This is a genomic window from Streptomyces sp. NPDC050448 (assembly GCF_040655295.1).
Classification (GTDB): domain Bacteria; phylum Actinomycetota; class Actinomycetes; order Streptomycetales; family Streptomycetaceae; genus Streptomyces.
In genome coordinates this window covers 1-25,591 of record NZ_JBFAJR010000001.1, presented here as the reverse complement: position 1 = coordinate 25,591, position 25,591 = coordinate 1, and the positions used below count along the sequence as shown (strand labels likewise).

The window sequence follows — 25,591 nt, the reverse complement described above, 5'->3', positions numbered from 1 at the left end:
CCTCTTTCTGTAGGGACTCGACAGAGCCCGTCGCAAGGCCCTGTGGGAGATCGAGTCTCCGCAGGGGGGACTTGGCCTATAGGTTTTTGGTACTCAGACCGCTAGTCGAAAGGGTGATCCGTTGAGCCGCTCGGTTCTCGTCACCGGAGGAAACCGGGGCATCGGCCTCGCCATCGCCCGAGCCTTCGCACAGGCCGGCGACAAGGTCGCGATCACGTACCGGTCGGGTGAGCCACCGCAGGAGCTCACCGCGCTCGGCGTCCTGGCGGTCCGCTGCGACATCACCGACTCCGAGCAGGTGGAGCAGGCCTACAAGGAGATCGAGGACACGCACGGCGCGGTCGAGGTGCTGGTGGCCAACGCCGGCATCACCAAGGACACGCTGCTGATGCGCATGTCCGAGGAGGACTTCGCGTCCGTCGTCGACACCAACCTCACCGGCACCTTCCGCGTGGTCAAGCGCGCGAACCGTGGCATGCTCCGTGCCAAGAAGGGCCGCGTCGTCCTGATCTCCTCGGTCGTCGGGCTGCTGGGCTCGGCAGGCCAGGCCAACTACGCCGCCTCCAAGGCCGCGCTGGTCGGCTTCGCCCGCTCGCTCGCCCGTGAGCTCGGCTCGCGCAACATCACCTTCAACGTCGTGGCCCCCGGTTTCGTGGACACCGACATGACGAAGGTGCTCACCGACGAGCAGCGTGCGGGCATCGTGGGCCAGGTGCCCCTGGGCCGCTACGCGCAGCCCGAGGAGATCGCGGCAGCCGTGAGCTTCCTGGCGTCCGACGACGCCGCGTACATCACAGGAGCCGTCATTCCCGTTGACGGCGGATTGGGCATGGGTCACTGATCACCATGAGCGGAATTCTCGACGGCAAGCGCATCCTCATCACGGGTGTGCTGATGGAATCGTCCATCGCCTTCCACGCCGCCAGGCTGGCCCAGGAGCAGGGCGCCGAGGTCATCCTCACCGCGTGGCCGCGCCCGACGCTGACCGAGCGCATCGCCAAGAAGCTGCCCAAGCCGGTCAAGGTGATCGAGCTCGACGTCACCAACGACGAGCACCTGGCCCGCCTGGAGGGCCTCGTCCGCGACGAGCTCGGCGGCCTCGACGGTGTCCTGCACTCCATCGGCTTCGCGCCGCAGGACGCCCTGGGCGGCAACTTCCTGAACACCCCGTTCGAGTCGGTCGCGACCGCCATGCACGTCTCGGCGTTCTCGCTGAAGTCGCTGACCATGGCGTGCAAGCCGCTGTTCCCGGCGGAGGGCGCGGCCGTCGTCGGCCTCACCTTCGACGCGCAGTTCGCCTGGCCGCAGTACGACTGGATGGGCCCGGCCAAGGCCGCGCTGGAGGCCACCAGCCGCTACCTCGCCCGTGACCTGGGCAAGGAGAACATCCGCTGCAACCTGGTCTCGGCCGGCCCGCTCGGCTCGATGGCCGCGAAGTCCATCCCGGGCTTCTCGGACCTGGCGGACGTCTGGAACTCCCGCTCGATGCTGGAGTGGGACATGAGCGACCCGGAGCCGACGGGCAAGGCCATCGTCGCCCTGCTGTCGGACTGGTTCCCGAAGACCACCGGCGAGATCGTCCACGTCGACGGCGGCCTGCACGCGATGGGTGCCTGAGCGGGCACTCGTACATCCGTACGGCGGCGGCCGCGTCTCCCTTCCGGGAGGCGCGGCCGCCGCCGTATGCGGCGGTGGTGGCAGCGATTCCCGCTGTGCACTCGATCAGATTTTCGCCCTCCGACCGGATCTTCCCGAGTCGAAAACCGGGACAGATGCCTGCAAACTGACCCAGTCGGGATCTTCTCGGCTCCTGCGGGGAGGAGGTGCGGGCGTGCACGCGAGGCGGATCCGAGCCGCATTGCTGCTGCTCACCTCGATGGCCCTGGCGGGATTCCTGATCCCGGGAGCCGTCGCCCGGCCCGAGGGGGACGATCCGGTATCGGGGCCCGGGGCAGTGGCCCCCGCCGTCATGGACCGCGCCGTCGTGGACCTCGACGAGATCCCTGTGGAGCCGCCCGTACGGCCTGAGCAGCCTGCCGCCCGTGAGCTGTTCGGCGCCGACTGCGACACCGTGATCGTGGGCTCGCAGGTGAGGGCGACCTGCCACAACAGCTATCCGGAGACCGATCTCCTGCGCCTGCACGTGGAATGCGACCGCTGGTGGGACGTGGACGCGGACAGCGCCGCCGTGGCCGTCGGACCGGCCGGACGGGTCGAGCTCACCAGCCGCTGCTGGAAGGAAGTCCGCTCGGCCTGGGTCACCCACCAGCGGCAGTGACCCTGCCCGCCCACCGCTGACTCATCTCCATCCCGGACCGCTCCTCATCGGCGCCCTCTACCAGCACAGCGGCGGCTGGGACCTGCCCCTCACCCTCATGGCGGGCCTGCTGATCCCGCAGATCGCGCTGGGCATCCTGGCCGGCCGGGACCGCACGATCGAGGACGAATGCGGCATGCGAGACTGAACGGCATGTCGCCCGTACTCGAACCGAACCCCCAGAACAGTCACAAGAAGCTCGGCATGGTGCTCGGCGCGATGCTCGTCGTGACCGTGATCATCTCCGTCATCGCAACCGTCGCCTCCCCCTGACGCGGATCCGGACCCGGTCGATCCGGCAGTTCCGGCCGCTCCGGGCCCCGGGTGGGTAGGGCTAACCCCACCAACCCTTAGGGGGTCAGGTTCAGGGTCGAGTGGGGTGTGCCCCGGATGGGGGCCGCGCCTTCGGATCCATAGATTCGAAGAGCGCGAGCCAGTCCCACCCCGCACACCCACGGAGGCGGCCATGTCGGCCCCCACGCACATCCCCGGTCCCCGAGTCCACGGCGCGAGCGCCCGGCTGCACTGGTGGGCGCTGGCCCTGCCCGCGCTCGCCTTCGGCCTCCTGCTGCTGCTCCGCGCCGGCTCCGGCGAGGCCCATGCCGCCACCGGCGAAGCCTCCGCGCTCCTCCAGGTCACCGAACAGCTCCTGCGCGTCGTCGCCTGACCGTGCACGCCGCCACGGGCCGCCTCGCGCACGCGCCGGTGCGGGCCGGGAGCCGCCCCGCACCCGCGGCCCGGACCCTCAAACACCCTGCGCCCCATGGCTCGATCCGTGCGAAGCTGGGAGCCATGAGCGTCGACACACCCCGCAGGATCGTCCTCCTCCGGCACGCCAAGGCCGACTGGCCTCAGGTGTCCGACCACGAACGCCCCCTGGCGGAACGGGGCCGCAAGGACGCACCGGCCGCCGGTCTGAAGCTGGCCGAGACCGGCATCACCTTCGACCTGGCCCTCTGCTCCACCGCCGCCCGCACCCGCGAGACCTGGAAGCTCGCCGTCCAGGAGATGCCGCACCGGCCGAGGACCTCGTACGAGGAACGGCTGTACGACGCCTCCCTGGGCGAGCTCATCGCCCTGCTGAACGAGACGTCCGACGAGGTCAAGGACCTCCTCGTCATCGGCCACAACCCGGGCGTGCACGCCCTCGCCGACGCCCTCGCCGGGCGCGCGGAGGGCGACACCCTGGCGCGTATGACCCGCACCGGGTTCCCGACCGCCGCGTTCGCCGTCGTCTCCTTCACCGGCTCCTGGAAGTCCGTGGAGCACGGGGTGGGAACGCTGCTGGACTACTGGACCCCCGAGGACCACTGAGTACGGGTAGGGCTGCGCGTACGAGCACGGCTACGCGTACGCACGACGACGGGCCCCGGCGCGGTCGATGCGCCGGGGCCCGTCGTCCACCGCGGGCGGCTCACGTCAGGCCGGCGGCCTCGACCTCTTCACGGGTGATCCCGAGCAGGTACAGCACCGCGTCCAGGAACGGCACGTTCACCGCCGTGTGCGCGGCCTCGCGGACCACCGGCTTGGCGTTGAAGGCCACGCCCAGCCCGGCCGCGTTCAGCATGTCCAGGTCGTTGGCGCCGTCGCCGATGGCCACCGTCTGGGCCAGCGGTACGCCTGCCTCCGCAGCGAAGCGGCGCAGCAGCCGGGCCTTGCCCGCCCGGTCCACGATGTCGCCGGTGACCCGGCCGGTCAGCTTCCCGTCGACGATCTCGAGGGTGTTGGCCGAGGCGAAGTCCAGCCCCAGCCGCTCCTGCAGATCGTCCGTCACCTGGGTGAACCCGCCGGAGACCACACCGACCTGGTAGCCGAGCTGCTTGAGCGTGCGGATCAGGGTCCGGGCCCCCGGCGTGAGCCGCACCTCGGAGCGGACCTTGTCCACGACGGAGGCGTCCAGCCCGGCCAGCAGCTTCACACGGGCGTGCAGCGACTGCTCGAAGTCCAGCTCACCTCGCATGGCCCGCTCGGTCACCTCGGCGACCTCGGCCTCGCAGCCGGCGTGCGCGGCGAACAGCTCGATGACCTCGTCCTGGATCAGGGTCGAGTCCACGTCCATGACGACCAGGCGCTGGGCCCGGCGGTGCAGGCCGGCCGAGACCACGGCCACGTCGACGCCGATGTGCGAGGCGGCGATGGCCAGTGCGGTGCGCAGCGGCTCGGTCTCGCAGCCGGAGACGGCGAACTCGACGGCCGTCACGGGGTACTTGGCGAGCCGGAAGATACGGTCGATGTTGCCGCCGGTCGCCGTGATCCGGGAGGCGATGGCGGCCGTGGACTCGGCGGTCAGCGGGTGCCCGAGCATGGTGACATGGGAACGGCCGCTGCCGCGCGGCCGGTTGTCACCGGTGCCGGAGAGGATCTCGGCCTGCATCTTGAGCGACTCGGCCCAGCTGTGGACGGTGGCCCGCAGCTCGCCCTCGGCGCCGCCGGCGGGCTTGGTGACGAGGGCGCACAGGACGATGCGGCCACGGGTGACGACCTGCTCGATGTCGACGACGTCGACGGAGTAGGCGGCGAGGGTGTCGAACAGCCCGGCGGTGATCCCGGGACGGTCCTTGCCGAAGATCTTGACGAGGAGGGTGGGGACGTCGGAGGTCTGCGAAGCGCTCATGGTGCCCTCACCGTATCTTCCCGCCCTCCGTGCTTGGACCCCCGTCCCACCTGCCGGAACCATTTTCCGGCGGAGTGCTCCCCGCCGCTGCCCGGCGCATGCGTCCGGGGGACGGCACAGGAGGTGGCCTCGGGGTGAACGGAGGGCGACGGGAAGGCGCCGGGGCCCTCGGCACCGGCCGGCGGCCGGCCGTGTTCGATATGCCCGCCCCCGTTTCGCCCCCGCCCCTTTTTCGACGCGTCAGCCCGGGGGCCTCGGCGGTGGCGGCGGGGGAGGGGGTGCGGGCGGGGTGAACGGCGGGCGGTGGGGCGGTCCGGGGCGCCGGGGAGGCCTCGGGGGCAGGCCCGTGATCGTGACGTCCCAGGAGCCGTCCGGCCCGGGGTCCGGGGAGCCGTCCGGGTACGGGTACGGGTACGGCCGCCCCGGAGGCGGCCGGTGCGGGGCCGTCGGCGCGTCGGGTGCCGGTCCCGCCGCTCCGACCGGTCCCGCCGCCGCCGCCGCGGCCGCCGGCACCGGGGCCGGCCGCGGCGGGCGACGGCGCCGGGCCAGCAGGGCCCCCGCACCGCCCGCCACCGCGCCCCAGGCCGCCCCGAGCACCAGCGCGTACAGCGTGTCCCCCCGCAGCTCCACCCCGGCGTCCACCGCGTCCACACCGAGCACCGACAGCGAGGCGTCCACCGACACCCCCGTCAGCCACACCAGCCCCGCCAGCGCCACCCCGGTCACGGCCGACAGCCGCACCGCGCACTCCGCGATCCCGCGCCCCGGGGTCCGTACGGCGGCCAGCACACCGGCGCAGAGCAGCAGCAGCCCCGCCCCCGCGACCAGCAGCCAGACCCGCCCGTCGTACTCCGCGAGCCGGGCCACCGTCACCGGCTCCCGCGCCGACGTCCCCAGCAGATCGTCCAGCGGATCCGGCAGCAGCCGGCCCAGCGTGCCAGTGGCCCGCCCGTCGAAGGGTACGAACAGCCCCAGCAGCACCCCCGTCCAGGCCCCGTTCGGCGCCCCCAGCAGCGCGGCGCCCAGGACCCGCCGGGGATGCTCGTCCCCGAACGCCGCCCACACCGCGGCCGCCAGCCCGGCCGCCACCGCCACCAGCAGCGCCGCCACCAGCGCCGACACCGCCGGCCGCAGCCGCGCGAACGCCGCCGGCCCGCGCCGCGAAGCCAGCAGCGCCACCGCCAGTACGGCCAGCACCCACACCCCCGCGCCCAGCAGCGTCGGCCCGAACTCCACCGAGAACCCCACCCGGGCCTCGGTGTCGATCAGGTCCCCGATGCGGTCCGGGAGCAGCCCGCCGATGTCCCCGAGCCCCGGGACCACCACCTTCGGCGGCGGACTCGGCAGCCGCGGCCCGTCCAGGGTGACCGCGTCGTGCCCGGCCCGGGCCAGACCGCCCGCCGCCGCGACGAGCAGCACCGCCACCGAGGCCGCCCGGGCGGCGAGTTCCCCGGGACCCGCCCCGGTCCGCACCGAGCGCAGGAAGATCCGGGCCAGGACCAGCGCCCCGGCCAGCCCCACCCCCAGCGGCATGACGTCCAGTGAGGTCTGCGCACCCGGCCCGGTGATGCCGAGGACCGACACGTCCCCCGACGGGGTCACCGTGCCGCCGACGGCGAGGACCACCACGGCGGCCGTCATCGCCCCGAGCGAGCCTCCCGCGGCGTCGGCGCCGAGCAGGTGGAGCCCCAGCGCGGCGACCCCGGCCATCACGACGAGGGCCCAGCCGGTGGCGGCGACACCCGACAGGATCGTGTCTCCCCAACGAATGCGGCGCATGCGTGCCCCCGAGGTGTGCCGAGCGGGACGGGACCGGCCAGGGCGAGAAGTCCCGTATCTCACTCTCCGGGTGCCTTTCGACCCCGTCAACGGGCAGGCGTAGACGCCGTGGGAAGGCCCCGATTCCACATGTGGCCGCAGGCCTGAAATAGTTCCCCCGGATGTTCGCCATCCCTAGACTCCCTGACGTCGGACTCCCTGACGTCAGGGGGATTCTCGGGGGACCTAAGTGGGGCTGGAGTGCCGGAACACGTACTGGAATTGAATGGAAGGACCTGGACGCTCGATCCGTCCAGGTCGTACTCGCTGGGGCGTGACCCTCAGGGAGACGTGGTGATCGATGACGCCCGGGTGTCGTGGCGGCACGCCACCATCGCCTGGAACGGCCGGGGTTGGGGCATTGAGGACCACGGCAGCACCAACGGCACCTACGTGCACGGCGCGCGGGTCCAGCAGACCGAGCTCGTGCCGGGCACGCCGGTCCACCTGGGCAACGCCACCGACGGCCCGCGGCTGAATCTGAGCGCAGCCGCCGCGCCGCAGCAGGCCGTACCGCAGCAGGCCGCACCGGCCTACCAGGCACCGGCGCCCGCCTACCAGGCGCCGGCCCAGCAGGCTGCCCCGGCGTACCAGGCTCCGGCCCAGCCGCAGCAGCAGCCGCCGCAGCAGGCCTGGCAGCAGCAGCCGCAGCAGCCGCACTTCCCGCAGCAGCAGGGCGGCGGCGCCGGTGCGCCCCACCCCGGACAGGGCGCCGGCCCCGCCCACGGCGGTGACCGCAGCCCGACGACGTTCCACCAGATCGCCGTCGGCCGCGTCATGCGGATCGGCCGTGCGCTGGAGAACGAGCTCGTCGTCTCGGACCTCCAGGTCTCGCGCAACCACGCGGAGTTCCGGTCCACCAACGGCCGCTTCGAGATCCACGACCTCGGCAGCCACAACGGCACCTACGTCAACGGCCAGCCGCTGCCCAAGTCCGGCACCGCGCTGCTCGGCCCGAACGACATCGTCGGCGTCGGCCACTCGACGTTCCGGATCGTCGGCGACCGGCTCGAGGAGTTCGTCGACACCGGCGACGTCTCCTTCTCGGCCCGCCACCTCACGGTGACGGTCGACGGCGGCAAGCAGATCCTCAAGGACGTCACCTTCGGCGTCCCGGAGAAGTCGCTCATCGGCGTCATCGGCCCCTCCGGCTCCGGAAAGTCGACGCTGCTCAAGGCGCTGACCGGCTACCGGCCCGCCAACGAGGGCGACGTCCTCTACGACAACCGCAACCTGTACAAGCAGTTCGCGGAGCTCCGCCAGCGCATCGGCCTGGTCCCGCAGGACGACATCCTGCACAAGGAACTGAAGGTCAGCACGGCCCTCAAGTACGCGGCCAAGCTCCGCTTCCCCGGCGACACCGCCGAGTCCGAGCGCGCCGCCCGCATCGACGAGGTCCTGCGCGAGCTCAAGCTCGACATCCACAAGGACAAGAAGATCACCTCGCTCTCCGGTGGTCAGCGCAAGCGCGTGTCCGTGGCCCTGGAGCTGCTCACCAAGCCGTCGCTGATCTTCCTGGACGAGCCGACCTCCGGTCTCGACCCGGGCATGGACCGCGACGTCATGCAGCTGCTGCGCGGCCTCGCCGACGACGGCCGCACGGTCCTCGTCGTCACCCACTCCGTCGCCGAGCTGGCCCTCTGCGACAAGCTGCTGGTCATGGCCCCGGGCGGTTCGGTCGCGTACTTCGGCCCGCCGGACGAGGCGCTGAACTTCTTCGGCTACACCACGTGGGCGGACGTCTTCTCGGCCTTCGAGAACTACCGCGACTACGACTGGGCCGGCCGCTGGAAGGGCTCGCAGCACTACCAGCTGTACGCCGCCGACCTCGACGCGGTCGCTCCGCAGTCCGTCGCCATGCCGCCGCAGCAGATGATGCCGCCCAAGGCGCAGGGCTGGGGCGACCAGCTGTGGACCCTGATCCGCCGCTACGTCGCGGTGATCGCCTCGGACAGGGGCTTCCTGGCCCTGATGCTGCTCCTGCCCGCGGTCCTCGGCGTGGTCTCCACGGTGATCCCCGCGACCTTCGGGCTCGCGCCGCCGAAGCCGCCGTCCCGGTTCAACGGCGACGCCGGCACGATCATGCTGATCCTCTGTGTCGGCATGTGCTTCTCGGGCGCCGCGAACTCGGTCCGCGAGCTGATCAAGGAACGGGTCATCTACGAGCGTGAACGCGCCACCGGCCTGTCCCGGTCGGCGTACCTCATGTCGAAAGTGATCGTCCTCGGCTTCATCACGGCCATCCAGGGCGCGGTCATCTGCGCCATCGGCTTCACCCCGCGCGACCTGCCCGCCGAGGGCCTGCTCATGCCGCCGGCCGTCGAGCTCTGCCTGTCGGTCACCGCGCTCGGCTTCACCTCGATGATGTTCGGCCTGGTGATCTCCTCGCTGGTGAAGACCTCCGAGAAGACCATGCCGCTGCTGGTCATGTTCGCGATCGTCCAGGTCGTGTTCACCGGCATCCTCTTCCAGGTGTACGACTCCCCGGGCCTGGAGCAGTTCGCCTGGCTGATGCCGTCCCGCTGGGCCGTCGCCGCGGCCGGCACCACGCTGAACCTCGGACATCTGATGCCGCCGTGGGACCAGCAGAACCCGACCAACACGGACCCGCTCTGGGAACACTCGATCGGCCAGTGGAGCCTGGACATCATCATCCTGCTGCTCCTCGGCGTGGCCTGCGGCTTCGCCGTACAGAAGCTGCTGCGCCGCCACGAGCCCGAGGTCATGCGCAACTAGCCGGCCCCGGTCGGCGCACTTCCTGCACGAACGCCTCAGGGCGGCACCCGGATACCGGGTGCCGCCCTGAGGCGCATGGGGGTTGCTCCGCTACCGCCAATGGCCCTTAGTAGGCGCTGTTGACGTTGTCGATCGAGCCGTATCGGGCGGCGGCGTAGTTGGCCGAGGCGACGATGTTGGCGACCGGGTGGTACTGGTCCAGCGGCGTGCCGGCGACGTGGTACGCGAGGAAGGTCGGCTTGATGATCTGGAGCAGACCCTTCGAGGGCACACCGTTCTGGGCGTTGATGTCCCAGTTGTTGATCGCACGCGGGTTGCCGCTCGACTCGCGCATGATGTTCTTGTACAGGCCGTTGTACGTGCCCGGAATCTTGTGCGCCTTCATGATCGACAGCGATTCCTTGATCCAGCCGTCAAGGTTGTTCGCGTAGATCGGCTTGCGCACGGTGGAACGGCTGGCAGCCGCCTTCGCCGCGCGGTCCTTCTTCGCCTTGGCCGCGGCGTCGGCGTTGGCCTTCGCCTTCGCGGCGGCGACGGCCTTGGCCTTTGCGGCGGCGACGGCCTTGGCCTTCACCGCGGCCTCGAGCTTCGCGGCGTCCGTGGCCAGCTTGGACTGCGCGTTGAGGTGCTGCACGGTCTTCGCCTGGACACCCTCGACGGCCTGGGTCCACGCCACGGGGGCGGCGGCCACGGTCGTACCGGCGTCGGCGGCGCCGGCGGGGACGAGGGTGGCGGCCAGGGTGGCGGCGCCGATGGTGGCAACGGCGGCGAAGGACATCTTGTGCGCCTTCGTCAGACGACGACTAAGGCCGGGGGTGCTGGTCTTGGACATGCGTAGCAACCTCTTCGATAGCGGGAGCCGCAGGAAAGCGCTGTTGGGATCCGGGATCCGCGGCGCTGTGCGACGGGAGCAATTCTTAGCGGTGGCAAAATCCTGTGGCAAAGGTGTGACGTACGATCCCGCTTAGTGGATCAGGGGGCGCCGCCGAGCCCTGAATTCCGGGCTGCGCGCTAGGCGCAGCAGCGCTGACACCGTCTTTACGTGTCCACTAGGCGCCTTCGTAAGTGACGTGGGTCCTATGTGCGGGCTCACATCGGCCACGTGACAGTCTCACCGTGCGTTGCTGTTGCAATGCATTCCGTCATGGAAATATCCACCCCGAGGACCACAAAGCCCCGCCGGCCCTCATCCCCAGGTCAGAGGAAGCCCCCGCGACCCCCTCCTCAGGGAGGAGGACACACGGCCCCCGGACCTAGGGCCGGAGCCCGATCCCGCAGGTCAGAGCCGCGAGTACGGTGAGCCCATGACTGGTAGTCCCGTGTTCGGCGGACCCTGCGGCGGCCTCGCCGCCGTGAGCACCGCGCTCCTCGCCATGAGCCGCCGGCTGGAGGTCCGCGACGTCCTGCGCACGATCGTCGTCTCGGCCCGCGAGCTGCTCGACGCCGAGTACGCGGCCCTGGGCGTCCCGGACGACCACGGAGGCTTCGCCCGGTTCGTCGTGGACGGCATCACCGAGGAGCAGTGGCGCCGGATCGGCCCCCTGCCCCGCCAGCACGGGATCCTCGCCGCGATGCTCCACCAGGACGGCCCCGAGCGGCTGGCCGACGTACGCAAGGACCCCCGCTTCGAGGGCTGGCCCCCCGCCCACCCCGAGATGTCCGACTTCCTCGGACAGCCCGTCCGCGACGGCGAGGAGACCCTCGGCGCCCTCTTCCTCGCGAACAAGCGCACACCGGGCGGCTTCACCGAGGAGGACGAGGAGCTCCTCTCCCTCCTCGCCCAGCACGCGGCGATCGCCCTCACCAACGCCCGGCTCTACGAGCGCAGCCGCGAGCTCACCATCACCGAGGAGCGCTCCCGCCTGGCCCACGAGCTGCACGACGCCGTGGCCCAGAAGCTCTTCTCGCTGCGCCTGACCGCCCAGGCCGCGGCCGCCCTCGTGGACCGCGACCCGGCCCGCGCCAAGGGCGAGCTCCAGCAGGTCGCCGCCCTCGCCGCGGAGGCCGCCGACGAGCTGCGCGCCGCCGTGACCGAGCTGCGCCCGGCCGCCCTCGACGAGGACGGCCTGGTCGCCACCCTCCGCGACCAGGTCCACGTACTCGACCGCGCCCACACCGCGCACGTCACCTTTACCTGTGACGGCGTACGGGCCCTCCCGGCGACCCAGGAGGACGCGCTGCTCCGCGTCGCCCAGGAGGCCCTCCACAACGCCCTGCGGCACTCGGGCGGCGACCGCGTCGAGGTCACCCTCGTCCGCCGGGCCGCGGGAGCCGTCCTGACCGTCACGGACAACGGAAGCGGCTTCTCCCCTTCCTCGATCCGCGCGGCCGGGCGCCACCTCGGCCTGGTCTCCATGCGGGACCGGGCGAGCGGCGTCGGAGGCCGCCTCACCGTGCACTCGGAGCCCGGTACGGGCACCACGATCGAGATGGAGGTCCCCGGTGGCTGACACACCCGGCAGGATCCGAGTACTGCTCGTCGACGACCACCAGGTGGTCCGCCGGGGCCTGCGCACTTTCCTGGAGGTCCAGGACGACATCGAGGTGGTCGGGGAGGCCGCCGACGGCGAGGAGGGCGTGGCCCGCGCCGAGGAGCTGCGGCCCGACGTGATCCTGATGGACGTCAAGATGCCGGGCACCGACGGCATCGAGGCCCTGCGCAGGCTGCGCGCGCTGGAGAACCCGGCGCGGGTGCTGATCGTCACCAGCTTCACCGAGCAGCGGACGGTGGTGCCGGCCCTGCGGGGCGGCGCCGCGGGATACGTCTACAAGGACATCGACCCCGACGCACTGGCCGGAGCCATCCGCTCCGTCCACGCCGGCCACGTGCTGCTCCAGCCGGAGGTGGCGCAGGCCCTGCTCTCCCAGGACGAACAGCCCTCGTCGAGCCGGGGCGGCTCCCTGACCGAGCGGGAGCGGGAGGTCCTGTCCCTCATCGCGGACGGCCGCTCCAACCGGGAGATCGCCCGCGCGCTGGTGCTGTCCGAGAAGACGGTCAAGACGCACGTCTCGAACATCCTGATGAAGCTGGACCTCGCCGACCGCACCCAGGCGGCGTTGTGGGCGGTCAGGCACGGGATCACGGACTGAACCCGACCAGAAGCGGACCGTCCAGCTCCGATCCGAGATTCATACGGTCGGGTGGATGTCGCCCACACGGCGCAACCCGTTCGTCGGATGACCGTTCTTCATGACATACCGCGGCGGCTGGCCGCGGCAGACGTACTGGAGGACGAAGAACGTGAAGAACATCAAGAAGGCCGCTGCCATCACCATGATCGCGGGCGGCCTCCTTGCCGCGGGCGCCGGCGTCTCCTCGGCGCACGGCGGTGCGTCGGCGGAGGGCGAGGCCACGTGCTCGCCCGGCGTCGTCTCCGGAAACCTGGTCCAGGCCCCTGTCGACGTCCCGGTGAACGTGGTCGGCAACACCGTCACGGTGATCGGCCTGCTGAACGGCGTCTGGGGCAACACGGGCGTGAACGCCTGACGCGCCCACACCGGCCCCGCTTCCCCCCACCTCTCCCCGGGAAGCGGGGCCGCGCCGTCCCCCGGTAGACCCCGGCCGGCACACCCCGGCGGAGGGGCTAGCCCAAGGGCTAGCCCCGCTCGCGCTCCTCGACGGCCGAGTTGTACGCCGCGACCAGCGCCCGCCGGGCCACCCGCTCCACCGGCCGCAACGCCTCCGCCCTCGCCGCCATCTCCGAGGCGGCCACCGCACCCCCGGGCCCGTGCTCGTACGCCAGCGACACCAGCAGATCCACCCGCTGAGCCAGCGCCAGCACCCGCACCGCCCGCGCCGGATAACCCGGCGCCAGCACCTCCCGCCCGGCCTCCGCCCGCGCCCGGTACGCCGACAGCGCAGCCTCCGCCACCGGCCCCGACCCCGCCACGTCCAGCCGGGTCAGCACCACCGTCGCCTCGCGCAGCGCCTCCGCCAGCTCCCGCTCCGCCTCACCGAGCGACGGCACGTCCGCCGGCGGGGCCTCCCGTACCGGCAGGCAGTGCCAGGTCACCGAGACGTGCACGTCTCCCTCCGGCCCGGCCTCGGCCACCTCCGGCACCAGACCCAGCGCCGCGCCCACCGCGACCACCGCCTCCTGCGCCTCCAGCGCCCGCGCATTGAACTCCGCGGGCCCGCTCAGCCCCAGCGGATGCCCCGGCGCCGGCAGCGCCACCCGCAGCCCGGTCACCCCCAGCGCCCGCATCCGCCCGAGCGCCAGAGTGAGGCCCACCGGACCCGACTCGCCCGGCAGCCCCTCCACCCGGTGCACGGCGTCCTCGCCCACGATCGACAACACGGCCTCGTCGGGCGAGACCAGTCCGGCCAGTAGTGCGTTCCCCCAGGCGGCCAACCGCCCTGAACGTGGTTCGAAAAGCATTCCCCCACTTTACGGATCGGCCCGGATCGGGCCCCGCTGCCCACCTGGCGCCCGGACCCCTCGCCGAGTGGCGTAGGTTTTCCCCTTGGGCTGCGCCTACCGGTGCACAGACGAAACCGAGACTGCAAGGGGAGACAACACGCTCATGAGCGATGTTCTGGAGCTGGTGGACGTATCCGTGGTCCGCGAGGGCCGGGCTCTGGTGGACCAGGTCTCCTGGTCGGTGAAGGAGGGGGAGCGCTGGGTCATCCTCGGCCCCAACGGCGCCGGCAAGACCACGCTGCTGAACCTCGCCTCCAGCTACCTCTTCCCCACCAAGGGCTCCGCCACCATCCTCGGCAGCACCCTCGGCAAGCCCGGCAGCGACGTCTTCGAGCTGCGCCCGCGCATCGGCGTCGCCGGCATCGCGCTGGCCGACAAGCTCCCCAAGCGCCAGACCGTCCTGCAGACCGTCCTCACCGCCGCCTACGGCATGACGGCGACCTGGCAGGAGGAGTACGAGGAGATCGACGAGCAGCGCGCCCGCGCCTTCCTCGACCGCCTCGGCATGACGGACTACCTCGACCGGAAGTTCGGCACCCTCTCCGAGGGCGAGCGCAAGCGCACCCTGATCGCCCGCGCGCTGATGACCGACCCCGAGCTGCTCCTCCTCGACGAGCCCGCCGCCGGTCTGGACCTCGGTGGCCGCGAGGACCTCGTACGCCGCCTCGGCCGCCTCGCCCGCGACCCGATGGCCCCCTCCATGGTCATGGTCACGCACCACGTCGAGGAGATCGCCCCCGGCTTCACCCACGTCCTGATGATCCGCCAGGGCAAGGTCGTCACCGCGGGCCCGATCGACCTCGAGCTGACCTCCCGCAACCTCTCGCTCTGCTTCGGCCTCCCGCTGGTCGTCGAGCGCAACGACAGCGACCGCTGGACCGCCCAGGGCCTCCCCCTGCGCTAGACCGTCTCTTTCGGTCTTGCCGGGCCCGCGCCACCTCGCACCGCATCCGCGCGGTACGCGCACCGTCGCACCCTGTCCCGACCGCGCCCGCCCGACCTACCATGACCATGTGAACATCGACGCGTGGCTGTGGTGGCTCATCGGCGCGGTCGGACTGGGCATCCCGCTCGTTCTGACGGCGATGCCGGAATTCGGCATGTTCGCCGTCGGTGCGGTCGCGGCCGCCGTCACCGCGGCGTTCGGCGGGGGAGTGGTCGCCCAGGTCCTGGTCTTCGTCATCGTGTCGGTGGCGCTCATCGCCGTCGTCCGCTCGATCGCCAACCACCACCGCGAGCAGCGGCCCCAACACCGCACCGGCATCGACGCGTTGAAGGGCAGAAGCGCACTCGTCCTCGAACGCGTCGACGGCAGCGGAGGCCGGATCAAACTCGCCGGCGAGATCTGGTCCGCCCGCACCCTCGACGCGGACAGCAGCTTCGAACCGGGCCAGCAGGTGGACGTCGTGGAGATCGACGGAGCCACCGCGGTCGTGATGTGAGCTTGTGAGCTAAGGAGCCGACCCGCGGCCCCGGGGTCTGCGAGACTCCGCTCAACGGGGCAGCACAGACAGCCGGAAGGGCACGGGGAACCGCATGCAACCGATCATCATCGTCCTGATCATTCTGGTGGTTCTGGTCTTCATCGCACTGGTCAAGACGATCCAGGTGATCCCGCAGGCCAGCGCCGCCATCGTCGAACGCTTCGGCCGCTACACGCGCACCCTCAACGCGGGCCTCAACATCGTCGTCCCGTTCATCGACTCGATCCGCAACCGCATCGACCTGCGCGAGCAGGTCGTGCCCTTCCCGCCCCAGCCGGTCATCACCCAGGACAACCTCGTCGTCAACATCGACACGGTCATCTACTACCAGGTGACCGACGCCCGCGCCGCGACGTACGAGGTCGCCAGCTACATCCAGGCCATCGAGCAGCTGACCGTCACCACGCTGCGCAACATCATCGGCGGCATGGACCTGGAGCGGACCCTGACCTCCCGTGAGGAGATCAACGCGGCCCTGCGCGGAGTTCTCGACGAGGCCACCGGCAAGTGGGGCATCCGCGTCAACCGCGTCGAGCTCAAGGCGATCGAGCCGCCGACCTCCATCCAGGACTCGATGGAGAAGCAGATGCGCGCCGACCGCGACAAGCGCGCCGCGATCCTCCAGGCCGAAGGTGTCCGGCAGTCCGAGATCCTGCGCGCCGAGGGTGAGAAGCAGTCCTCCATCCTGCGCGCCGAGGGTGAGGCCAAGGCCGCGGCCCTGCGTGCCGAGGGTGAGGCGCAGGCCATCCGTACGGTCTTCGAGTCCATCCACGCCGGAGACGCCGACCAGAAGCTCCTCGCCTACCAGTACCTCCAGATGCTCCCGAAGATCGCCGAAGGCGACGCCAACAAGCTCTGGATCGTGCCCAGCGAGATCGGAGACGCCCTCAAGGGCCTCTCGGGAGCCATGGGCAACTTCGGCCCCATGGGCGGCGGTTCGGGCTTCAACCCGCAGAACTCCGGCAAGGCCGCCGGAGCCGACGGGAACGGCACAGGCCACGGTACGAACGGCACCGACCGCCGCGAACAGCCCCCGATCGACTGACCCCCGCCCGGCCCGGACCGGCATCCCCTCCTGCATGATCAGTGAGGCCCCTCGACCTTCATGGCGGGGAGGCGACTCACTCATGCAAAGGGGATGGCCCAGTCCATGTCCATGTCCATCTGGGAATCACTCGCGGTGTTCGCCGCCGGCATCGGCGCCGGCACGATCAACACCATCGTCGGCTCGGGCACCCTCATCACCTTCCCGGTGCTGCTGGCCACCGGACTCCCCCCGGTCACGGCCAACGTGTCCAACACCCTCGGCCTGGTGCCCGGTTCCATCAGCGGCGCCATCGGCTACCGCAAGGAGCTCCAGGGCCAGCGCGGCCGCGTCATACGGCTCGGTGCCGTCTCCCTCGTCGGAGGCCTCGCGGGCGCCGTCCTGCTCCTCACCCTGCCGTCGGACTCCTTCGACACGATCGTGCCCGTCCTCATCGGACTCGCCCTCGTGCTCGTCATCCTCCAGCCCCGGCTCGCCGCAACCCTGCGCAAGCGCCAGGAGGCCGCCGGAGGAGACACCGGACACCCCGACGGCGGCCCCGCCCTGCTCTTCGGAATGCTGCTCTCCAGCGCGTACGGGGGCTACTTCGGCGCCGCCCAGGGCGTTCTCTACCTCGGCCTGATGGGGCTGCTGCTCCACGATGACCTGCAACGCATCAACGCCGTCAAGAACGTCATCGCCGCCCTCGTGAACGGCATCGCGGCCGTCTTCTTCCTCTTCGTCGCCGACTTCGACTGGACGGCCGTGCTCCTGATCGCCGTCGGCTCCACCCTCGGCGGCCAGATCGGCGCCAAGGTCGGCCGCCGCCTGTCCCCGACGGTGCTCCGCGCGGTCATCGTGACAGTCGGCGTCATCGCGATCGTCCAACTGCTGCTGCGCTGAGCGACGTAGCAGAAATACGTCGCCCAGCGCACCGGCGGTCATGCGGCCGGACTAGGCGGAACGCTCCAGCCACTCCGGCAGCGCATCCCGGCCCCCCACCCCCAGGGCCAGCAGCATGGCATCCGCGGGAGACGGCACGAAGGGCTTCCGGAGGAGCGGCATCCCCGCCTCCTCCGGAGTCCGGGCCGCTTTGCGGTGATTGTCCTCGGCACAGGAGGCCACCGTGTTCAACCACGTGTCCCCACCCCCCTGGGCCCGGGGCAGTACGTGGTCCACGGTCGTCGCGCGCTTCCCGCAGTACGCGCACCGGTGCTGGTCCCGGACCAGCACCCCCCTCCGTGACCAGGGAGCATGTCTTCGGAACGGCACCCGGACGTACCTGCACAACCTGATCACCCGGGGCATCGGAAGATCCATGGTGGCACCGCGCACACGCAGTTCCGGATGCGACTGCTCGACGACGGCCTTGTCCTGGAGCACCAGGACCACAGCCCGGTTCAGCGTCACCGTCGACAGCGGCTCGAAGCTCGCATTCAGCACCAGCGTGTCCCGCATCTCGCCCACCTCCCGTGTGCAGGCCCGCGACCACCCTGGCGGCAGGGCCCGCAACCACTCTGGCCGCGCGCGCCACGCGGGACAACGCAATAAAAATGCCCGGTCCTGGTCGTCTTTAGACCAGGACCGGGCAAACGCCGGGCGAACGATCAGCTCGCGGGAGCCTCGTACTCACCGATCAGCTGTGCCCGCCCCAACGAGTGGAAGCGCAGGTGGAATCCGACGGCCGCCGGCGTGGCGTCGGCCCCGGGGCCCAGCTTCTCCTGGTCCACCGCGTACACGGTGAACACGTACCGGTGCCGCTCCCCGGCCGGCGGAGCGGCCCCGCCGAAGTCCTGCGTGCCGTAGTCGTTCCGTACGTGCACGGCCCCGGCGGGCAGGCCCTCGAACTTCCCGCTCCCCGCCCCGGCCGGCAACTCGGTGACCGAGGCGGGCAGATCGAAGAGCACCCAGTGCCAGAACCCGCTGCCCGTCGGGGCGTCCGGGTCGAAGCACGTCACCGCGAAGCTCTTCGTCCCCTCCGGGAACCCCTCCCACCGCAGCTGCGGAGAGACGTTCCCGCCCCGCAGGACCTGGGCGTCGCCCAGCTCCCCACCGGGCTCGAGATCCACACTCTCCACGGAGAACGCGTGCACCTTGGGGTGGAAGTCGTGCGGAAGAGGTGCCCTGTTCTGCTCGGCCACTGCTGAACCTCCTGATCGCGAACCAGTACCGAACCAGTACCGGGCCCGAGCCTAGAACCAGTTGCGCTGCGAACCCACGGACGCGATCCACTGGTTGAGGTACGCCGCCCAGTCGGTCCCCTGGTACGACTGCAGACCCACCTGGAAGCAGCGGTAGGTGTCACTGCCCTCGGTGAACAGCCCGGACTTCTTGTCCATCTCCAGGACGACGTCCATCTCACGGCCGTCCGAGACGAAGGTCAGCTCGACCTGGTTCAGCCCGCGGTACTGCGACGGCGGCAGGAACTCGATCTCCTGGTAGAAGGGCAGCGTCTGGCGCGTCCCGCGGATGTGCCCGCGCTCCATGTCCGCACTGCGGAAGCTGAAACCGAGCTGACGGAAAGCATCCAGGATCGCCTGCTGCGCCGGCACCGGGTGCACGTGGATCGGGTCGAGGTCGCCGGCGTCCACCGCACGCGCGATCTCCAGCTCGGTGCTGACCCCGATGTTCATCCCGTGCAGGTGCTGACCCCCGAAGTGGGTGATCGGCGTCTCCCACGGGATCTCCAGCCCGAACGGCACCACGTGCAGCGCGCCGGGCTGCACCTGGAAGGCACCGCCGAGGCGCTGCTTGGTGAAGACGATGTCCTGCTTGTACTCCTGGTCGCCGCCCTCCACCTCGACCCGCGCCTGCAGGCCGACGGACAGGCCCTCGATCTGCTGCTCCACGGAGCCGCCCTGGATGCGGACCTCACCCTGGACGATCCCGCCCGGCACGACGTTCGGCTCGGTGATGATCGTGTCCACCGAAGCACCGCCGGCACCCAGCGCCGCGAACAGCTTCTTGAACCCCATGCTCTGACTCCCCTTGAAGGCTCGTGCGACTACCGTTGTCGCATACACACTGACAAACGCGGAACCTTAGGCCCCGGTTGCAGCCGTGCGCGTTCCACTACGCTCGACCGGATGAGCGCGCGCCCCGACCGTACGCCCCTGGCCCGGTCCTTCTTCGACCGGCCGGTCCTCACGGTGGCCCCGGATCTCCTCGGCCGCATCCTGGTCCGCCGTACACCCGAGGGCCCCCTCGAGCTCCGCATCACGGAGGTGGAGGCGTACGAGGGCGAGGCCGACCCGGGCTCCCACGCCTACCGGGGCCGCACCGAGCGCAACGCGTCGATGTTCGGTCCGCCCGGGCACGCGTACGTCTACTTCATCTACGGCATGTCAAGGCGGTCAGCATGAACATCGACTTCCTTGCCCACCCAGCCGAAGAGGTCGCCCCCAAGCTGCTCGGGAGCGTCCTCACCTGCAAGACCCCCGAAGGTACCGTGAGCATCGTCATCACGGAGACCGAGGCGTACTCCGGTGAGGCTGACCCAGCCTCCCACGCCTACCGGGGCCGTACAGCCCGCAACGCCACCATGTTCGGCCCCGCAGGACACCTCTACGTCTACCGCTCCCATGGTCTCCACTGGTGCGCCAACGTCGTCACCGGAACGGACGGCATCGCCTCGGGTGTCCTCATCCGGGCAGGCAGGGTCATCGAGGGGGAAGACCTGGCACGCCAGCGACGAGGGGAAAGGGTCGAGAGCGCACGTCTGGCCCGCGGTCCGGGGAACCTCGGCCAGGCACTCGGCATCACAGCAGAGCACAACGGCGCAGACCTCCTTACGGGTACCGCGGTCATGCTGTCCGAAGGCGAGCCGGTACCCGCTGTGCTCATCCGGATGGGCCCTCGGGTGGGCGTAAGCAAAGCCCACGACTGGCAGCATCGCTTCTACCTCGCCGACGATCCGACGGTCTCGGCGTACCGACTTAGTCCAAGGGCCAAGCCGTCCGCCGGAGCCTGAGCCGCTGTGCGCCTTGCTCGCGGCTTACCAGCGAGTTGACGCGGCGTTGGGTCAGAAGACGGGTGATCGCTCGCGAGCGTGGCGTGTGGCGCGCTCCTTGCCGCTTGCATGGCTGCCGACGTGCGCCGACTCGGGCCGCAAGGGTGGGTGAGACTTAGCGGTCTACCTGGCCCGCTGAGTGTCGTAGTTGGCCTAGCGGCATGCAAGAGCCCGGCCGGGTTCGTTGTCGCTGGCTCCGCGTACGGTCAGCGCATGGTTGATCAACTGTGGAACGGCGTGCGTCAGCGTGTTGCCGCGTTGGGTGCCCAGCCGGCGAGCGGCCAGGTGTTCGGTTCGCTCGGGCACCGGTGGGTCTTGGAAGCTCCGCTGACGGACGACGCACTTGCCGAGCTCGAAGCGCAGGTGGGTGTGCGGTTGCCGGAGGAATACCGGGACTTTCTCGCGTGCGTGGGTGCTGGCGGCGCGGGTCCCGCTTACGGGCTCTTCCCCGTGCGTCGCGTGCAAGGCCGCTGGCGTTGGGAAGGTGACGGCGCCGATCTGGCTGACCTGGCCATGCTCGTCCAGCCCTTTCCTGACCACGGCCCTGACCCTGAGCTCCTCGACGCACTCCTTGCCGAACGTCCCGAGGAAGAGGAGTTCGAGGAGATCGAGGACTTCGACGACGCCATCGAGGCATGGGACGAACGCTGGGATGCCGTGATGTTCGCCCCGGAGCGCACCGCCGGGGCCATCGTCATCTCTCACATCGGCTGCGCCCAGAGGGAGTGGCTGATCGTCAGCGGCACCCACCGCGGAACCATCTGGTCCGACTGCCGCGCAGACGATGCCGACCTCGTCCCGCTGCTCGATGACGGCGGGAGGCCGGTCACTTTCGCCCGCTGGTACACCGCCTGGCTCGAAGCGGCCGAGCTCACCGCACGGCAGCAACGTGGGACTACCTGACGCCACACGGTGCCCCGCCGCGGCCGACTGCTCCAGCCATCGTCTCTTAAGGGATCTCGGCAGGTCAGCGGTGTCTTGGAATTTGCGTTGCAGCTGTCAGGATGGGCCAACTGCGGCGCTAAGTCACAACTGGACGACCGGGCCGCGTACGCACGCGCGGGAAAAGGAAGTGCTGGCCCCTGGCCTGCGCAGGCAGGATCCCTCCATGTCTACCGACGTCAGCGGAATGATCGAATGCCGGCCGGGGGCCCGCCTATGGGGACCCGAAGACGAGGACTCCGTATGGGAGGTCGGCATCGATCTCTTCCTCCTCAACAGGGGCAACGCCTACGACGGCCTGGCCTGCCTCTTCGGAATCCGAAACTCCTACGGCTTCCGTCCCCTGGCGGAAGGTCGTGGCTTCCCGGACGACGCCTCGGATGGGCTACGAGGTGAGTTCGCCGGCTACGGCGGCCCCCACGATGTGCACGGGACCACCTGGCTGACCTGGGCCGAGCTTGACACCACGGACTGGCAGGAAACCAACGCTTCAGGCACACGAACCCGCGCCTCAGCCGCAGGGATCGACACCGACTGGGGCCGGGTCTGGCGCGTCATGCGCATACTCAGTGAAGTCCACGGCGCGGAGAACGTACGTCTCGTCGTCTGGTTCCACTGACGTATGACTGTGCGCGCTACTTGGCCAGGCGGGCCAAGTAGCAGCACCACACGGGAGAGCTCCCTGAACCGGTCCTCCTTCCTTCGTGTAAGGGCAGTTCCCGCGGAGCGTCCAGCGCGCGCAAGATCTGCTCGACGTCGACCAGGGACGGCCGTGTCCGGCCGTTTTCGATGCGGGACACCTTCGACTGGGACATGTTGCAGCGCGCCGCGAGCCGGTCCCCTGAGAGGCCGGCTCGCTTGCGCAGGTCCCGGAGCAGAGAGGCGAGTTCGGTACCAGACTCGCCGAGCTGCTCAGCTTCGAACGTCACTCCGTCACGCGCTCCGCGTACTCCAGGAAGGGAACCGACTCGGCAACGGCGATGCGCTGCCACTCGATGAACGGCGCAGGGTCACCCTCGTACAGCTCCCGGCCGATCTGCGTTCCGTCGTCCTCGTACTTCATGAGAACAACCGTCGAGCGGTCGAACATCCAGAAGTCCTCGGCATCCGGCAACGGGTTCTCTCGCTCGGTCACGTCAAGGATGCGGATGTCCTCCCCAGCGAGCACGTGCGGGGCGTAGTACCGGGAGAACTCGAAGCGCAGGTACTCGGAGAGCGGTCGAGTCAGGACGTGCACTCGCCCCTTGCTCCTTCCCTCGCCGCGCAGCCGCTTCAGGTCTTCCGTGTACGCCGACGAGTAGGTGTCCGGGTCGACGCGCTTGCCTGCCCTGAAGGCTGCGAGTTCGTCCGACTCCTGCGGTACGAGGTACTGGGGCAGGGTCTCCAGCCGCCACGCTTCCGACCGGAAGCCGCGGAGCATCGCCCGCCACTCCTCACCATCCAAGAGCACGAACGGCCTCCCGAAGAACACTCTCGGGGATGTCCACGAGCCCTTCCCCCTGCGGGGGAGTGAAGGCGTCGGACACATCGCCCTGAACCACGAGGGAGCCGGACGCGGTGCGGTAGACGTTCGGGCAGTCATCCTCTCCACACGTGCCGTTGCCGTTGCCAGTGAGTCGAGTCAGTTCTTCGCGTGCCATGCGGAACCCCCTTGACCTGGCGGCCCGGTTGGGCCGCGTGAGACGACCGTACGGGGGCCACTCGCAGCCGTCCATGCACGAAGGTGACTCATGCACGTTGTTGCATGAACTGAGGAGAGAGAGGGCGAACAGATGCCCTGAGGGATGTCCCGGCCCTCCCTCGCGGGCATGACGAGGGGCCCCGCCCGACTCTCGTCAGACAGGGCCCGTACTCGGTGAGCGCGACCGCCGGCTCAGCCCTCAGGGAGCGGATCTCAGGGGTTCCGGAACGTGATCCGACAGTGCTCGCCCTTGAAAGACCGGACCCCTCGACCGCGCGGCATCAGCTCGACTCGCTCGCAGACCTGCATGACGACGGTCCGCACGTAGTCGACGCGGTCGGGGTCCTCGTAGTCCAGTTCCTCCCACAGGTACTCGATGTCGCCCAGGTCGACGCGCACCCGCTGCGATGCCAGGTCTGCCAGCTCGGCCCGGATCTTGGTCAACTCGGCGTCACACCTGCCGATGCCCGTCCGCAGGGTCGACGCGTCGATGTCTCCTACGGCGAACATCTCCGCCAGGGCGGTGCGCCTCTCGGATGCGGCCGCCTCCTCGGCCAGCAGTTCGGCCTCTAGCTCCTCGTCTGCGGCATCCGTGGCCGGTGCCGCGTTCCATTCCTCGGCCCTGTCGATGACCTTCCTGACCACGAAGGAGTCCAGCGGGTCCGCCGGGCAGGTGATGCACCGGCCACCCGAACAGGTGTAGATGCGGTACCGCTCTCCCGCTGCGTTCTTCTTGCTCCACCCTTGGGTGACGACTGACTGGCACTTCGAGCAGCGGGCCACGCCAGACAACAGGGCCTTGCGCTTGCCGCCGCCACCCGTGTTGCGCTCGGGGTCGCTCAGGTGGCGGACCAGGGCACGGAATATGCCCTCGGAGACGATCGCCTCCCAGTTGCCCGCCCCGGTCTCCTCGGTCCGCCGCACGCGCATCCCGTCCGGCTTCTCGACCCACTGCGAGTACGTCTGGATTCCCGCGTTCCGCGGCTTCAAGAGGACGACCCGAAGGTTCGAGCTGCGCCACTCCTTGCCGTGTGGCGAGAGCAGTCCACGCGTGTTCCAGTCCTTCGCGATGGACCAGAGGGTGACGCCAGCCAGGACATCCCGGTACGCCTGCCGCAGGGCTTCCGCCTCTGCCTCTCGGTGCCTGCCGTCCCGCTCGAAGCCGAAGGGGCGAGTACTCCAGAAGGGCCTCCCCGACTCCCTGCGCCGCTGGTGTCCGAGTACCTGGCGTTCTACTCGCATCTCGGTCTCGTTGCGAGCCACCACAGCGCCGATGCGAGCAGCGAGGCGGCCGGACGGCGTGGACAGGTCGAGCACTCCCTGAGCCTGCGCGGCGGCCAGCGTGACGCCGGTCGCCTCAGCCAGGTCCACCAGGTCTTCAAGATCCCAGGGGGTGCGGTACATACGGTCGTAGTGGCGGGACACGATGGCGTCTGCCTTGCCGTCCTCCACCAGAGCCTTGACGCGCTCCCACTCGGCGCTCCGCTTGGTACCCCGCTTCGTCGAAGCCGACGTGTCCTTCTCAACGATCGTGGCTACGACTGACCAGCCCCTCCGGTCGCACAGCGCCTGACTCAGCTCGACCTGTTGTGTCAGGTTCCCGCCCTTGGATTCCTCGCCCCTCGGGGTGGGGCTGAGCCTGGCGTAGATGATCGCTCGCACTGTCTGTCTCCTGCTTGCCGTCGCTTTACCGATGCTGCCGGACCAACGACATACATGCCTAGTGAGTTACCTATGGCATGTGGTTCAGCCTCAACCTGGTGTGCGGCCCGCCCGGCCACGCGAGCGGGGTCCTGCTGCGCGCGGGTGAGATCACTGAGGGCGCCGACCTGGCCCGCAAACGTCGAGTTTCAGCCAGAAGTGACAGGGAACTGGCCAAAGGGCCGGCCCGCCTGGCCACGGCCCTGGCGGTGGACCGCTCCTTGGACGGCGCAGACCTCTGCGCCGGCCCCGATTCCCCCTTGGCACTCCTGACGGGCACCGCCACCCCGCCCGACCTGGTGAGCAACGGCCCCCGCACCGGAGTCGGCGGCGCCGGCGCGGGCCACCCCTACCGCTACTGGATCACCCACGACCCGACGGTGAGCCCGTATCGCGCCCACGCGCCACGCCGCCGCTCAACTTGACTCGACCTTGGTGGACGCCTAACGTAGCCCGAGCCGCTTGAACGGGGCACTGCCATCAGCAGACCCCCGGAGCGGCCAACCCACTACCTACGACTTACCCCTGGCGGGGTCGATTTCGGCATGCCCGAATTCGAATCCGGTGGCTCGATTATGAGCCGCAAGGGGATAAGCGCTAAAGTGGTGGAACGCCGAAAGGCAAAGGCCCCCAACGGCCACCGAATTCAATCCCACTCCGGAAACGGAGCGGAAAGAATCTGGTAAGGTTGGAATCGCCGGAAAGGGAAAACGCGAAAGCGAAGGACCTGGAAAGCAAGCGAGACCGACTCTGATAGAGTCGGAAACGCAAGAACGAAAGCCCGGAGGAAAGCCCGAGAGGGTGAGTACAAAGGAAGCGTCCGTTCCTTGAGAACTCAACAGCG

At 70.0% G+C, this 25,591-nt stretch carries 28 protein-coding genes and 3 pseudogenes; 20 read left to right on the top strand and 11 right to left on the bottom strand.

What is annotated here, in order from left to right:
- Positions 1 to 121: 121 nt before the first annotated feature.
- From fabG to AB0I68_RS00125, 7 genes and pseudogenes are all read left to right on the top strand, one after another.
- Positions 122 to 841, top strand: a complete 720-nt coding sequence (gene fabG, locus AB0I68_RS00155; RefSeq protein ID WP_363174873.1) for a 3-oxoacyl-[acyl-carrier-protein] reductase — start codon at positions 122 to 124, stop codon at positions 839 to 841.
- 5 nt (positions 842 to 846) lie between these two features.
- Positions 847 to 1,617, top strand: a complete 771-nt coding sequence (fabI, locus tag AB0I68_RS00150; RefSeq protein WP_030300577.1) for an enoyl-ACP reductase FabI — start codon at positions 847 to 849, stop codon at positions 1,615 to 1,617.
- A gap of 352 nt (positions 1,618 to 1,969) precedes the next feature.
- On the top strand, positions 1,970 to 2,278 hold the full coding sequence (locus AB0I68_RS00145) for a hypothetical protein (RefSeq protein WP_363175351.1): 309 nt from the start codon (positions 1,970 to 1,972) through the stop codon (positions 2,276 to 2,278).
- A 25-nt stretch (positions 2,279 to 2,303) separates the two neighbouring features.
- Positions 2,304 to 2,465, top strand: a pseudogene (locus AB0I68_RS00140) (MFS transporter); the annotation flags it as partial.
- A 5-nt stretch (positions 2,466 to 2,470) separates the two neighbouring features.
- On the top strand, positions 2,471 to 2,590 hold the full coding sequence (locus AB0I68_RS00135; RefSeq protein ID WP_363174872.1) for an SGM_5486 family transporter-associated protein: 120 nt from the start codon (positions 2,471 to 2,473) through the stop codon (positions 2,588 to 2,590).
- A 193-nt stretch (positions 2,591 to 2,783) separates the two neighbouring features.
- A complete protein-coding gene (locus AB0I68_RS00130) occupies positions 2,784 to 2,984 on the top strand; it encodes a hypothetical protein (RefSeq protein ID WP_363174871.1) in 201 nt (66 codons plus the stop codon).
- A 125-nt stretch (positions 2,985 to 3,109) separates the two neighbouring features.
- Complete coding sequence (locus tag AB0I68_RS00125; RefSeq protein WP_363174870.1) at positions 3,110 to 3,631, top strand: histidine phosphatase family protein; 522 nt, start codon at positions 3,110 to 3,112, stop codon at positions 3,629 to 3,631.
- 100 nt (positions 3,632 to 3,731) lie between these two features.
- Here the strand turns inward: AB0I68_RS00125 and serB are convergent, their stop codons facing one another.
- Both serB and AB0I68_RS00115 read right to left on the bottom strand, forming a co-directional pair.
- Positions 3,732 to 4,931: a phosphoserine phosphatase SerB gene (serB, locus tag AB0I68_RS00120; RefSeq protein ID WP_363174869.1), complete on the bottom strand. Its 1,200-nt coding sequence runs from the start codon at positions 4,929 to 4,931 to the stop codon at positions 3,732 to 3,734.
- Positions 4,932 to 5,171: 240 nt separating this feature from the next.
- The gene (locus AB0I68_RS00115; RefSeq protein WP_363174868.1) at positions 5,172 to 6,710 is read right to left on the bottom strand and encodes a streptophobe family protein; all 1,539 of its coding nucleotides are present in this window, start codon (positions 6,708 to 6,710) and stop codon (positions 5,172 to 5,174) included.
- A 240-nt stretch (positions 6,711 to 6,950) separates the two neighbouring features.
- Between AB0I68_RS00115 and AB0I68_RS00110 the strand changes: the two genes are divergently transcribed.
- On the top strand, positions 6,951 to 9,485 hold the full coding sequence (locus AB0I68_RS00110) for an FHA domain-containing protein (RefSeq protein WP_363174867.1): 2,535 nt from the start codon (positions 6,951 to 6,953) through the stop codon (positions 9,483 to 9,485).
- Between the two features lie 106 nt (positions 9,486 to 9,591).
- Here AB0I68_RS00110 and AB0I68_RS00105 read toward each other — a convergent pair whose 3' ends face one another.
- Entirely contained in the window at positions 9,592 to 10,317 is a 726-nt protein-coding gene (locus AB0I68_RS00105; protein ID WP_363174866.1) for a transglycosylase SLT domain-containing protein, read from the bottom strand.
- Positions 10,318 to 10,789: 472 nt separating this feature from the next.
- Here AB0I68_RS00105 and AB0I68_RS00100 point away from each other — a divergent pair, with 472 nt between their 5' ends.
- The 3 genes from AB0I68_RS00100 to AB0I68_RS00090 all read left to right on the top strand — a co-directional run bounded on the left by AB0I68_RS00100 (position 10,790) and on the right by AB0I68_RS00090 (position 12,972).
- The gene (locus tag AB0I68_RS00100; RefSeq protein WP_363174865.1) at positions 10,790 to 11,935 is read left to right on the top strand and encodes a GAF domain-containing sensor histidine kinase; all 1,146 of its coding nucleotides are present in this window, start codon (positions 10,790 to 10,792) and stop codon (positions 11,933 to 11,935) included.
- Positions 11,928 to 12,575 (top strand): response regulator transcription factor, encoded by a 648-nt coding sequence (locus AB0I68_RS00095; RefSeq protein ID WP_363174864.1) that lies wholly within the window; start codon positions 11,928 to 11,930, stop codon positions 12,573 to 12,575. Before AB0I68_RS00100 ends, AB0I68_RS00095 begins: the two co-directional genes overlap by 8 nt.
- A gap of 151 nt (positions 12,576 to 12,726) precedes the next feature.
- Positions 12,727 to 12,972 carry a chaplin gene (locus AB0I68_RS00090; protein ID WP_363175350.1) on the top strand — a complete coding sequence of 82 codons (246 nt, stop codon included), beginning with the start codon at positions 12,727 to 12,729 and terminating at the stop codon, positions 12,970 to 12,972.
- Positions 12,973 to 13,081: 109 nt separating this feature from the next.
- On the opposite strand, the gene AB0I68_RS00085 is transcribed toward AB0I68_RS00090, so the two are convergent.
- Complete coding sequence (locus AB0I68_RS00085) at positions 13,082 to 13,864, bottom strand: hypothetical protein (RefSeq protein ID WP_363174863.1); 783 nt, start codon at positions 13,862 to 13,864, stop codon at positions 13,082 to 13,084.
- Positions 13,865 to 14,009: 145 nt separating this feature from the next.
- Between AB0I68_RS00085 and AB0I68_RS00080 the strand changes: the two genes are divergently transcribed.
- From AB0I68_RS00080 to AB0I68_RS00065, 4 genes are all read left to right on the top strand, one after another.
- Complete coding sequence (locus AB0I68_RS00080; RefSeq protein ID WP_363174862.1) at positions 14,010 to 14,810, top strand: ABC transporter ATP-binding protein; 801 nt, start codon at positions 14,010 to 14,012, stop codon at positions 14,808 to 14,810.
- Positions 14,811 to 14,919: 109 nt separating this feature from the next.
- Positions 14,920 to 15,348, top strand: a complete 429-nt coding sequence (locus AB0I68_RS00075) for an NfeD family protein (RefSeq protein WP_327282762.1) — start codon at positions 14,920 to 14,922, stop codon at positions 15,346 to 15,348.
- A gap of 94 nt (positions 15,349 to 15,442) precedes the next feature.
- Positions 15,443 to 16,435, top strand: a complete 993-nt coding sequence (locus tag AB0I68_RS00070; RefSeq protein WP_363174861.1) for an SPFH domain-containing protein — start codon at positions 15,443 to 15,445, stop codon at positions 16,433 to 16,435.
- 111 nt (positions 16,436 to 16,546) lie between these two features.
- A complete protein-coding gene (locus AB0I68_RS00065; RefSeq protein WP_363175349.1) occupies positions 16,547 to 17,317 on the top strand; it encodes a sulfite exporter TauE/SafE family protein in 771 nt (256 codons plus the stop codon).
- A 51-nt stretch (positions 17,318 to 17,368) separates the two neighbouring features.
- Here AB0I68_RS00065 and AB0I68_RS00060 read toward each other — a convergent pair whose 3' ends face one another.
- The 3 genes from AB0I68_RS00060 to AB0I68_RS00050 all read right to left on the bottom strand — a co-directional run bounded on the left by AB0I68_RS00060 (position 17,369) and on the right by AB0I68_RS00050 (position 19,389).
- On the bottom strand, positions 17,369 to 17,872 hold the full coding sequence (locus AB0I68_RS00060) for an HNH endonuclease (protein WP_363174860.1): 504 nt from the start codon (positions 17,870 to 17,872) through the stop codon (positions 17,369 to 17,371).
- Between the two features lie 149 nt (positions 17,873 to 18,021).
- Entirely contained in the window at positions 18,022 to 18,555 is a 534-nt protein-coding gene (locus tag AB0I68_RS00055; protein ID WP_363174859.1) for a YbhB/YbcL family Raf kinase inhibitor-like protein, read from the bottom strand.
- A 51-nt stretch (positions 18,556 to 18,606) separates the two neighbouring features.
- Entirely contained in the window at positions 18,607 to 19,389 is a 783-nt protein-coding gene (locus AB0I68_RS00050) for a sporulation protein (protein WP_363174858.1), read from the bottom strand.
- A 111-nt stretch (positions 19,390 to 19,500) separates the two neighbouring features.
- On the opposite strand from AB0I68_RS00050, the pseudogene AB0I68_RS00045 reads away from it, so the two are divergent.
- From AB0I68_RS00045 to AB0I68_RS00030, 4 genes and pseudogenes are all read left to right on the top strand, one after another.
- Positions 19,501 to 19,758: pseudogene (locus AB0I68_RS00045) on the top strand (DNA-3-methyladenine glycosylase); the annotation flags it as partial.
- 14 nt (positions 19,759 to 19,772) lie between these two features.
- A complete protein-coding gene (locus tag AB0I68_RS00040) occupies positions 19,773 to 20,384 on the top strand; it encodes a DNA-3-methyladenine glycosylase (RefSeq protein WP_363174857.1) in 612 nt (203 codons plus the stop codon).
- 252 nt (positions 20,385 to 20,636) lie between these two features.
- The gene (locus AB0I68_RS00035) at positions 20,637 to 21,326 is read left to right on the top strand and encodes an SMI1/KNR4 family protein (protein WP_363174856.1); all 690 of its coding nucleotides are present in this window, start codon (positions 20,637 to 20,639) and stop codon (positions 21,324 to 21,326) included.
- Positions 21,327 to 21,531: 205 nt separating this feature from the next.
- Positions 21,532 to 21,984, top strand: a complete 453-nt coding sequence (locus AB0I68_RS00030; RefSeq protein WP_363174855.1) for a hypothetical protein — start codon at positions 21,532 to 21,534, stop codon at positions 21,982 to 21,984.
- 16 nt (positions 21,985 to 22,000) lie between these two features.
- Here AB0I68_RS00030 and AB0I68_RS00025 read toward each other — a convergent pair whose 3' ends face one another.
- The 4 genes from AB0I68_RS00025 to AB0I68_RS00010 form a co-directional block, all read right to left on the bottom strand.
- Positions 22,001 to 22,294 carry a helix-turn-helix transcriptional regulator gene (locus AB0I68_RS00025; protein ID WP_363174854.1) on the bottom strand — a complete coding sequence of 98 codons (294 nt, stop codon included), beginning with the start codon at positions 22,292 to 22,294 and terminating at the stop codon, positions 22,001 to 22,003.
- The gene (locus tag AB0I68_RS00020; protein WP_363174853.1) at positions 22,291 to 22,815 is read right to left on the bottom strand and encodes a DUF6879 family protein; all 525 of its coding nucleotides are present in this window, start codon (positions 22,813 to 22,815) and stop codon (positions 22,291 to 22,293) included. The genes AB0I68_RS00025 and AB0I68_RS00020 overlap by 4 nt, the downstream gene beginning before the upstream one ends.
- Positions 22,799 to 23,005 (bottom strand): hypothetical protein, encoded by a 207-nt coding sequence (locus AB0I68_RS00015; protein WP_363174852.1) that lies wholly within the window; start codon positions 23,003 to 23,005, stop codon positions 22,799 to 22,801. Before AB0I68_RS00015 ends, AB0I68_RS00020 begins: the two co-directional genes overlap by 17 nt.
- Before the next feature lie 254 nt (positions 23,006 to 23,259).
- On the bottom strand, positions 23,260 to 24,708 hold the full coding sequence (locus tag AB0I68_RS00010) for a recombinase family protein (protein WP_363174851.1): 1,449 nt from the start codon (positions 24,706 to 24,708) through the stop codon (positions 23,260 to 23,262).
- Between the two features lie 68 nt (positions 24,709 to 24,776).
- Between AB0I68_RS00010 and AB0I68_RS00005 the strand changes: the two are divergent.
- Positions 24,777 to 25,172, top strand: a pseudogene (locus tag AB0I68_RS00005) (DNA-3-methyladenine glycosylase); the annotation flags it as partial.
- Positions 25,173 to 25,591 lie beyond the last annotated feature (419 nt).

What these genes read in the sequence shown, in the direction of transcription:
- AB0I68_RS00130 (WP_363174871.1), top strand. Translation starts at nt 2,784, where the DNA reads ATGTCGGCCCCCACGCACATCCCCGGTCCCCGAGTCCACGGCGCGAGC.
- AB0I68_RS00035 (WP_363174856.1), top strand. Translation starts at nt 20,637, where the DNA reads ATGGTTGATCAACTGTGGAACGGCGTGCGTCAGCGTGTTGCCGCGTTG.
- AB0I68_RS00115 (WP_363174868.1), bottom strand. Translation starts at nt 6,710, where the DNA reads ATGCGCCGCATTCGTTGGGGAGACACGATCCTGTCGGGTGTCGCCGCC.
- AB0I68_RS00135 (WP_363174872.1), top strand. Translation starts at nt 2,471, where the DNA reads ATGTCGCCCGTACTCGAACCGAACCCCCAGAACAGTCACAAGAAGCTC.
- AB0I68_RS00050 (WP_363174858.1), bottom strand. Translation starts at nt 19,389, where the DNA reads ATGGGGTTCAAGAAGCTGTTCGCGGCGCTGGGTGCCGGCGGTGCTTCG.
- AB0I68_RS00085 (WP_363174863.1), bottom strand. Translation starts at nt 13,864, where the DNA reads ATGCTTTTCGAACCACGTTCAGGGCGGTTGGCCGCCTGGGGGAACGCA.
- AB0I68_RS00060 (WP_363174860.1), bottom strand. Translation starts at nt 17,872, where the DNA reads ATGCGGGACACGCTGGTGCTGAATGCGAGCTTCGAGCCGCTGTCGACG.
- AB0I68_RS00015 (WP_363174852.1), bottom strand. Translation starts at nt 23,005, where the DNA reads ATGGCACGCGAAGAACTGACTCGACTCACTGGCAACGGCAACGGCACG.
- AB0I68_RS00105 (WP_363174866.1), bottom strand. Translation starts at nt 10,317, where the DNA reads ATGTCCAAGACCAGCACCCCCGGCCTTAGTCGTCGTCTGACGAAGGCG.
- AB0I68_RS00145 (WP_363175351.1), top strand. Translation starts at nt 1,970, where the DNA reads ATGGACCGCGCCGTCGTGGACCTCGACGAGATCCCTGTGGAGCCGCCC.
- AB0I68_RS00070 (WP_363174861.1), top strand. Translation starts at nt 15,443, where the DNA reads ATGCAACCGATCATCATCGTCCTGATCATTCTGGTGGTTCTGGTCTTC.
- AB0I68_RS00040 (WP_363174857.1), top strand. Translation starts at nt 19,773, where the DNA reads ATGAACATCGACTTCCTTGCCCACCCAGCCGAAGAGGTCGCCCCCAAG.
- fabI (WP_030300577.1), top strand. Translation starts at nt 847, where the DNA reads ATGAGCGGAATTCTCGACGGCAAGCGCATCCTCATCACGGGTGTGCTG.
- serB (WP_363174869.1), bottom strand. Translation starts at nt 4,931, where the DNA reads ATGAGCGCTTCGCAGACCTCCGACGTCCCCACCCTCCTCGTCAAGATC.
- AB0I68_RS00030 (WP_363174855.1), top strand. Translation starts at nt 21,532, where the DNA reads ATGTCTACCGACGTCAGCGGAATGATCGAATGCCGGCCGGGGGCCCGC.
- AB0I68_RS00125 (WP_363174870.1), top strand. Translation starts at nt 3,110, where the DNA reads ATGAGCGTCGACACACCCCGCAGGATCGTCCTCCTCCGGCACGCCAAG.
- AB0I68_RS00065 (WP_363175349.1), top strand. Translation starts at nt 16,547, where the DNA reads ATGTCCATCTGGGAATCACTCGCGGTGTTCGCCGCCGGCATCGGCGCC.
- AB0I68_RS00100 (WP_363174865.1), top strand. Translation starts at nt 10,790, where the DNA reads ATGACTGGTAGTCCCGTGTTCGGCGGACCCTGCGGCGGCCTCGCCGCC.
- AB0I68_RS00080 (WP_363174862.1), top strand. Translation starts at nt 14,010, where the DNA reads ATGAGCGATGTTCTGGAGCTGGTGGACGTATCCGTGGTCCGCGAGGGC.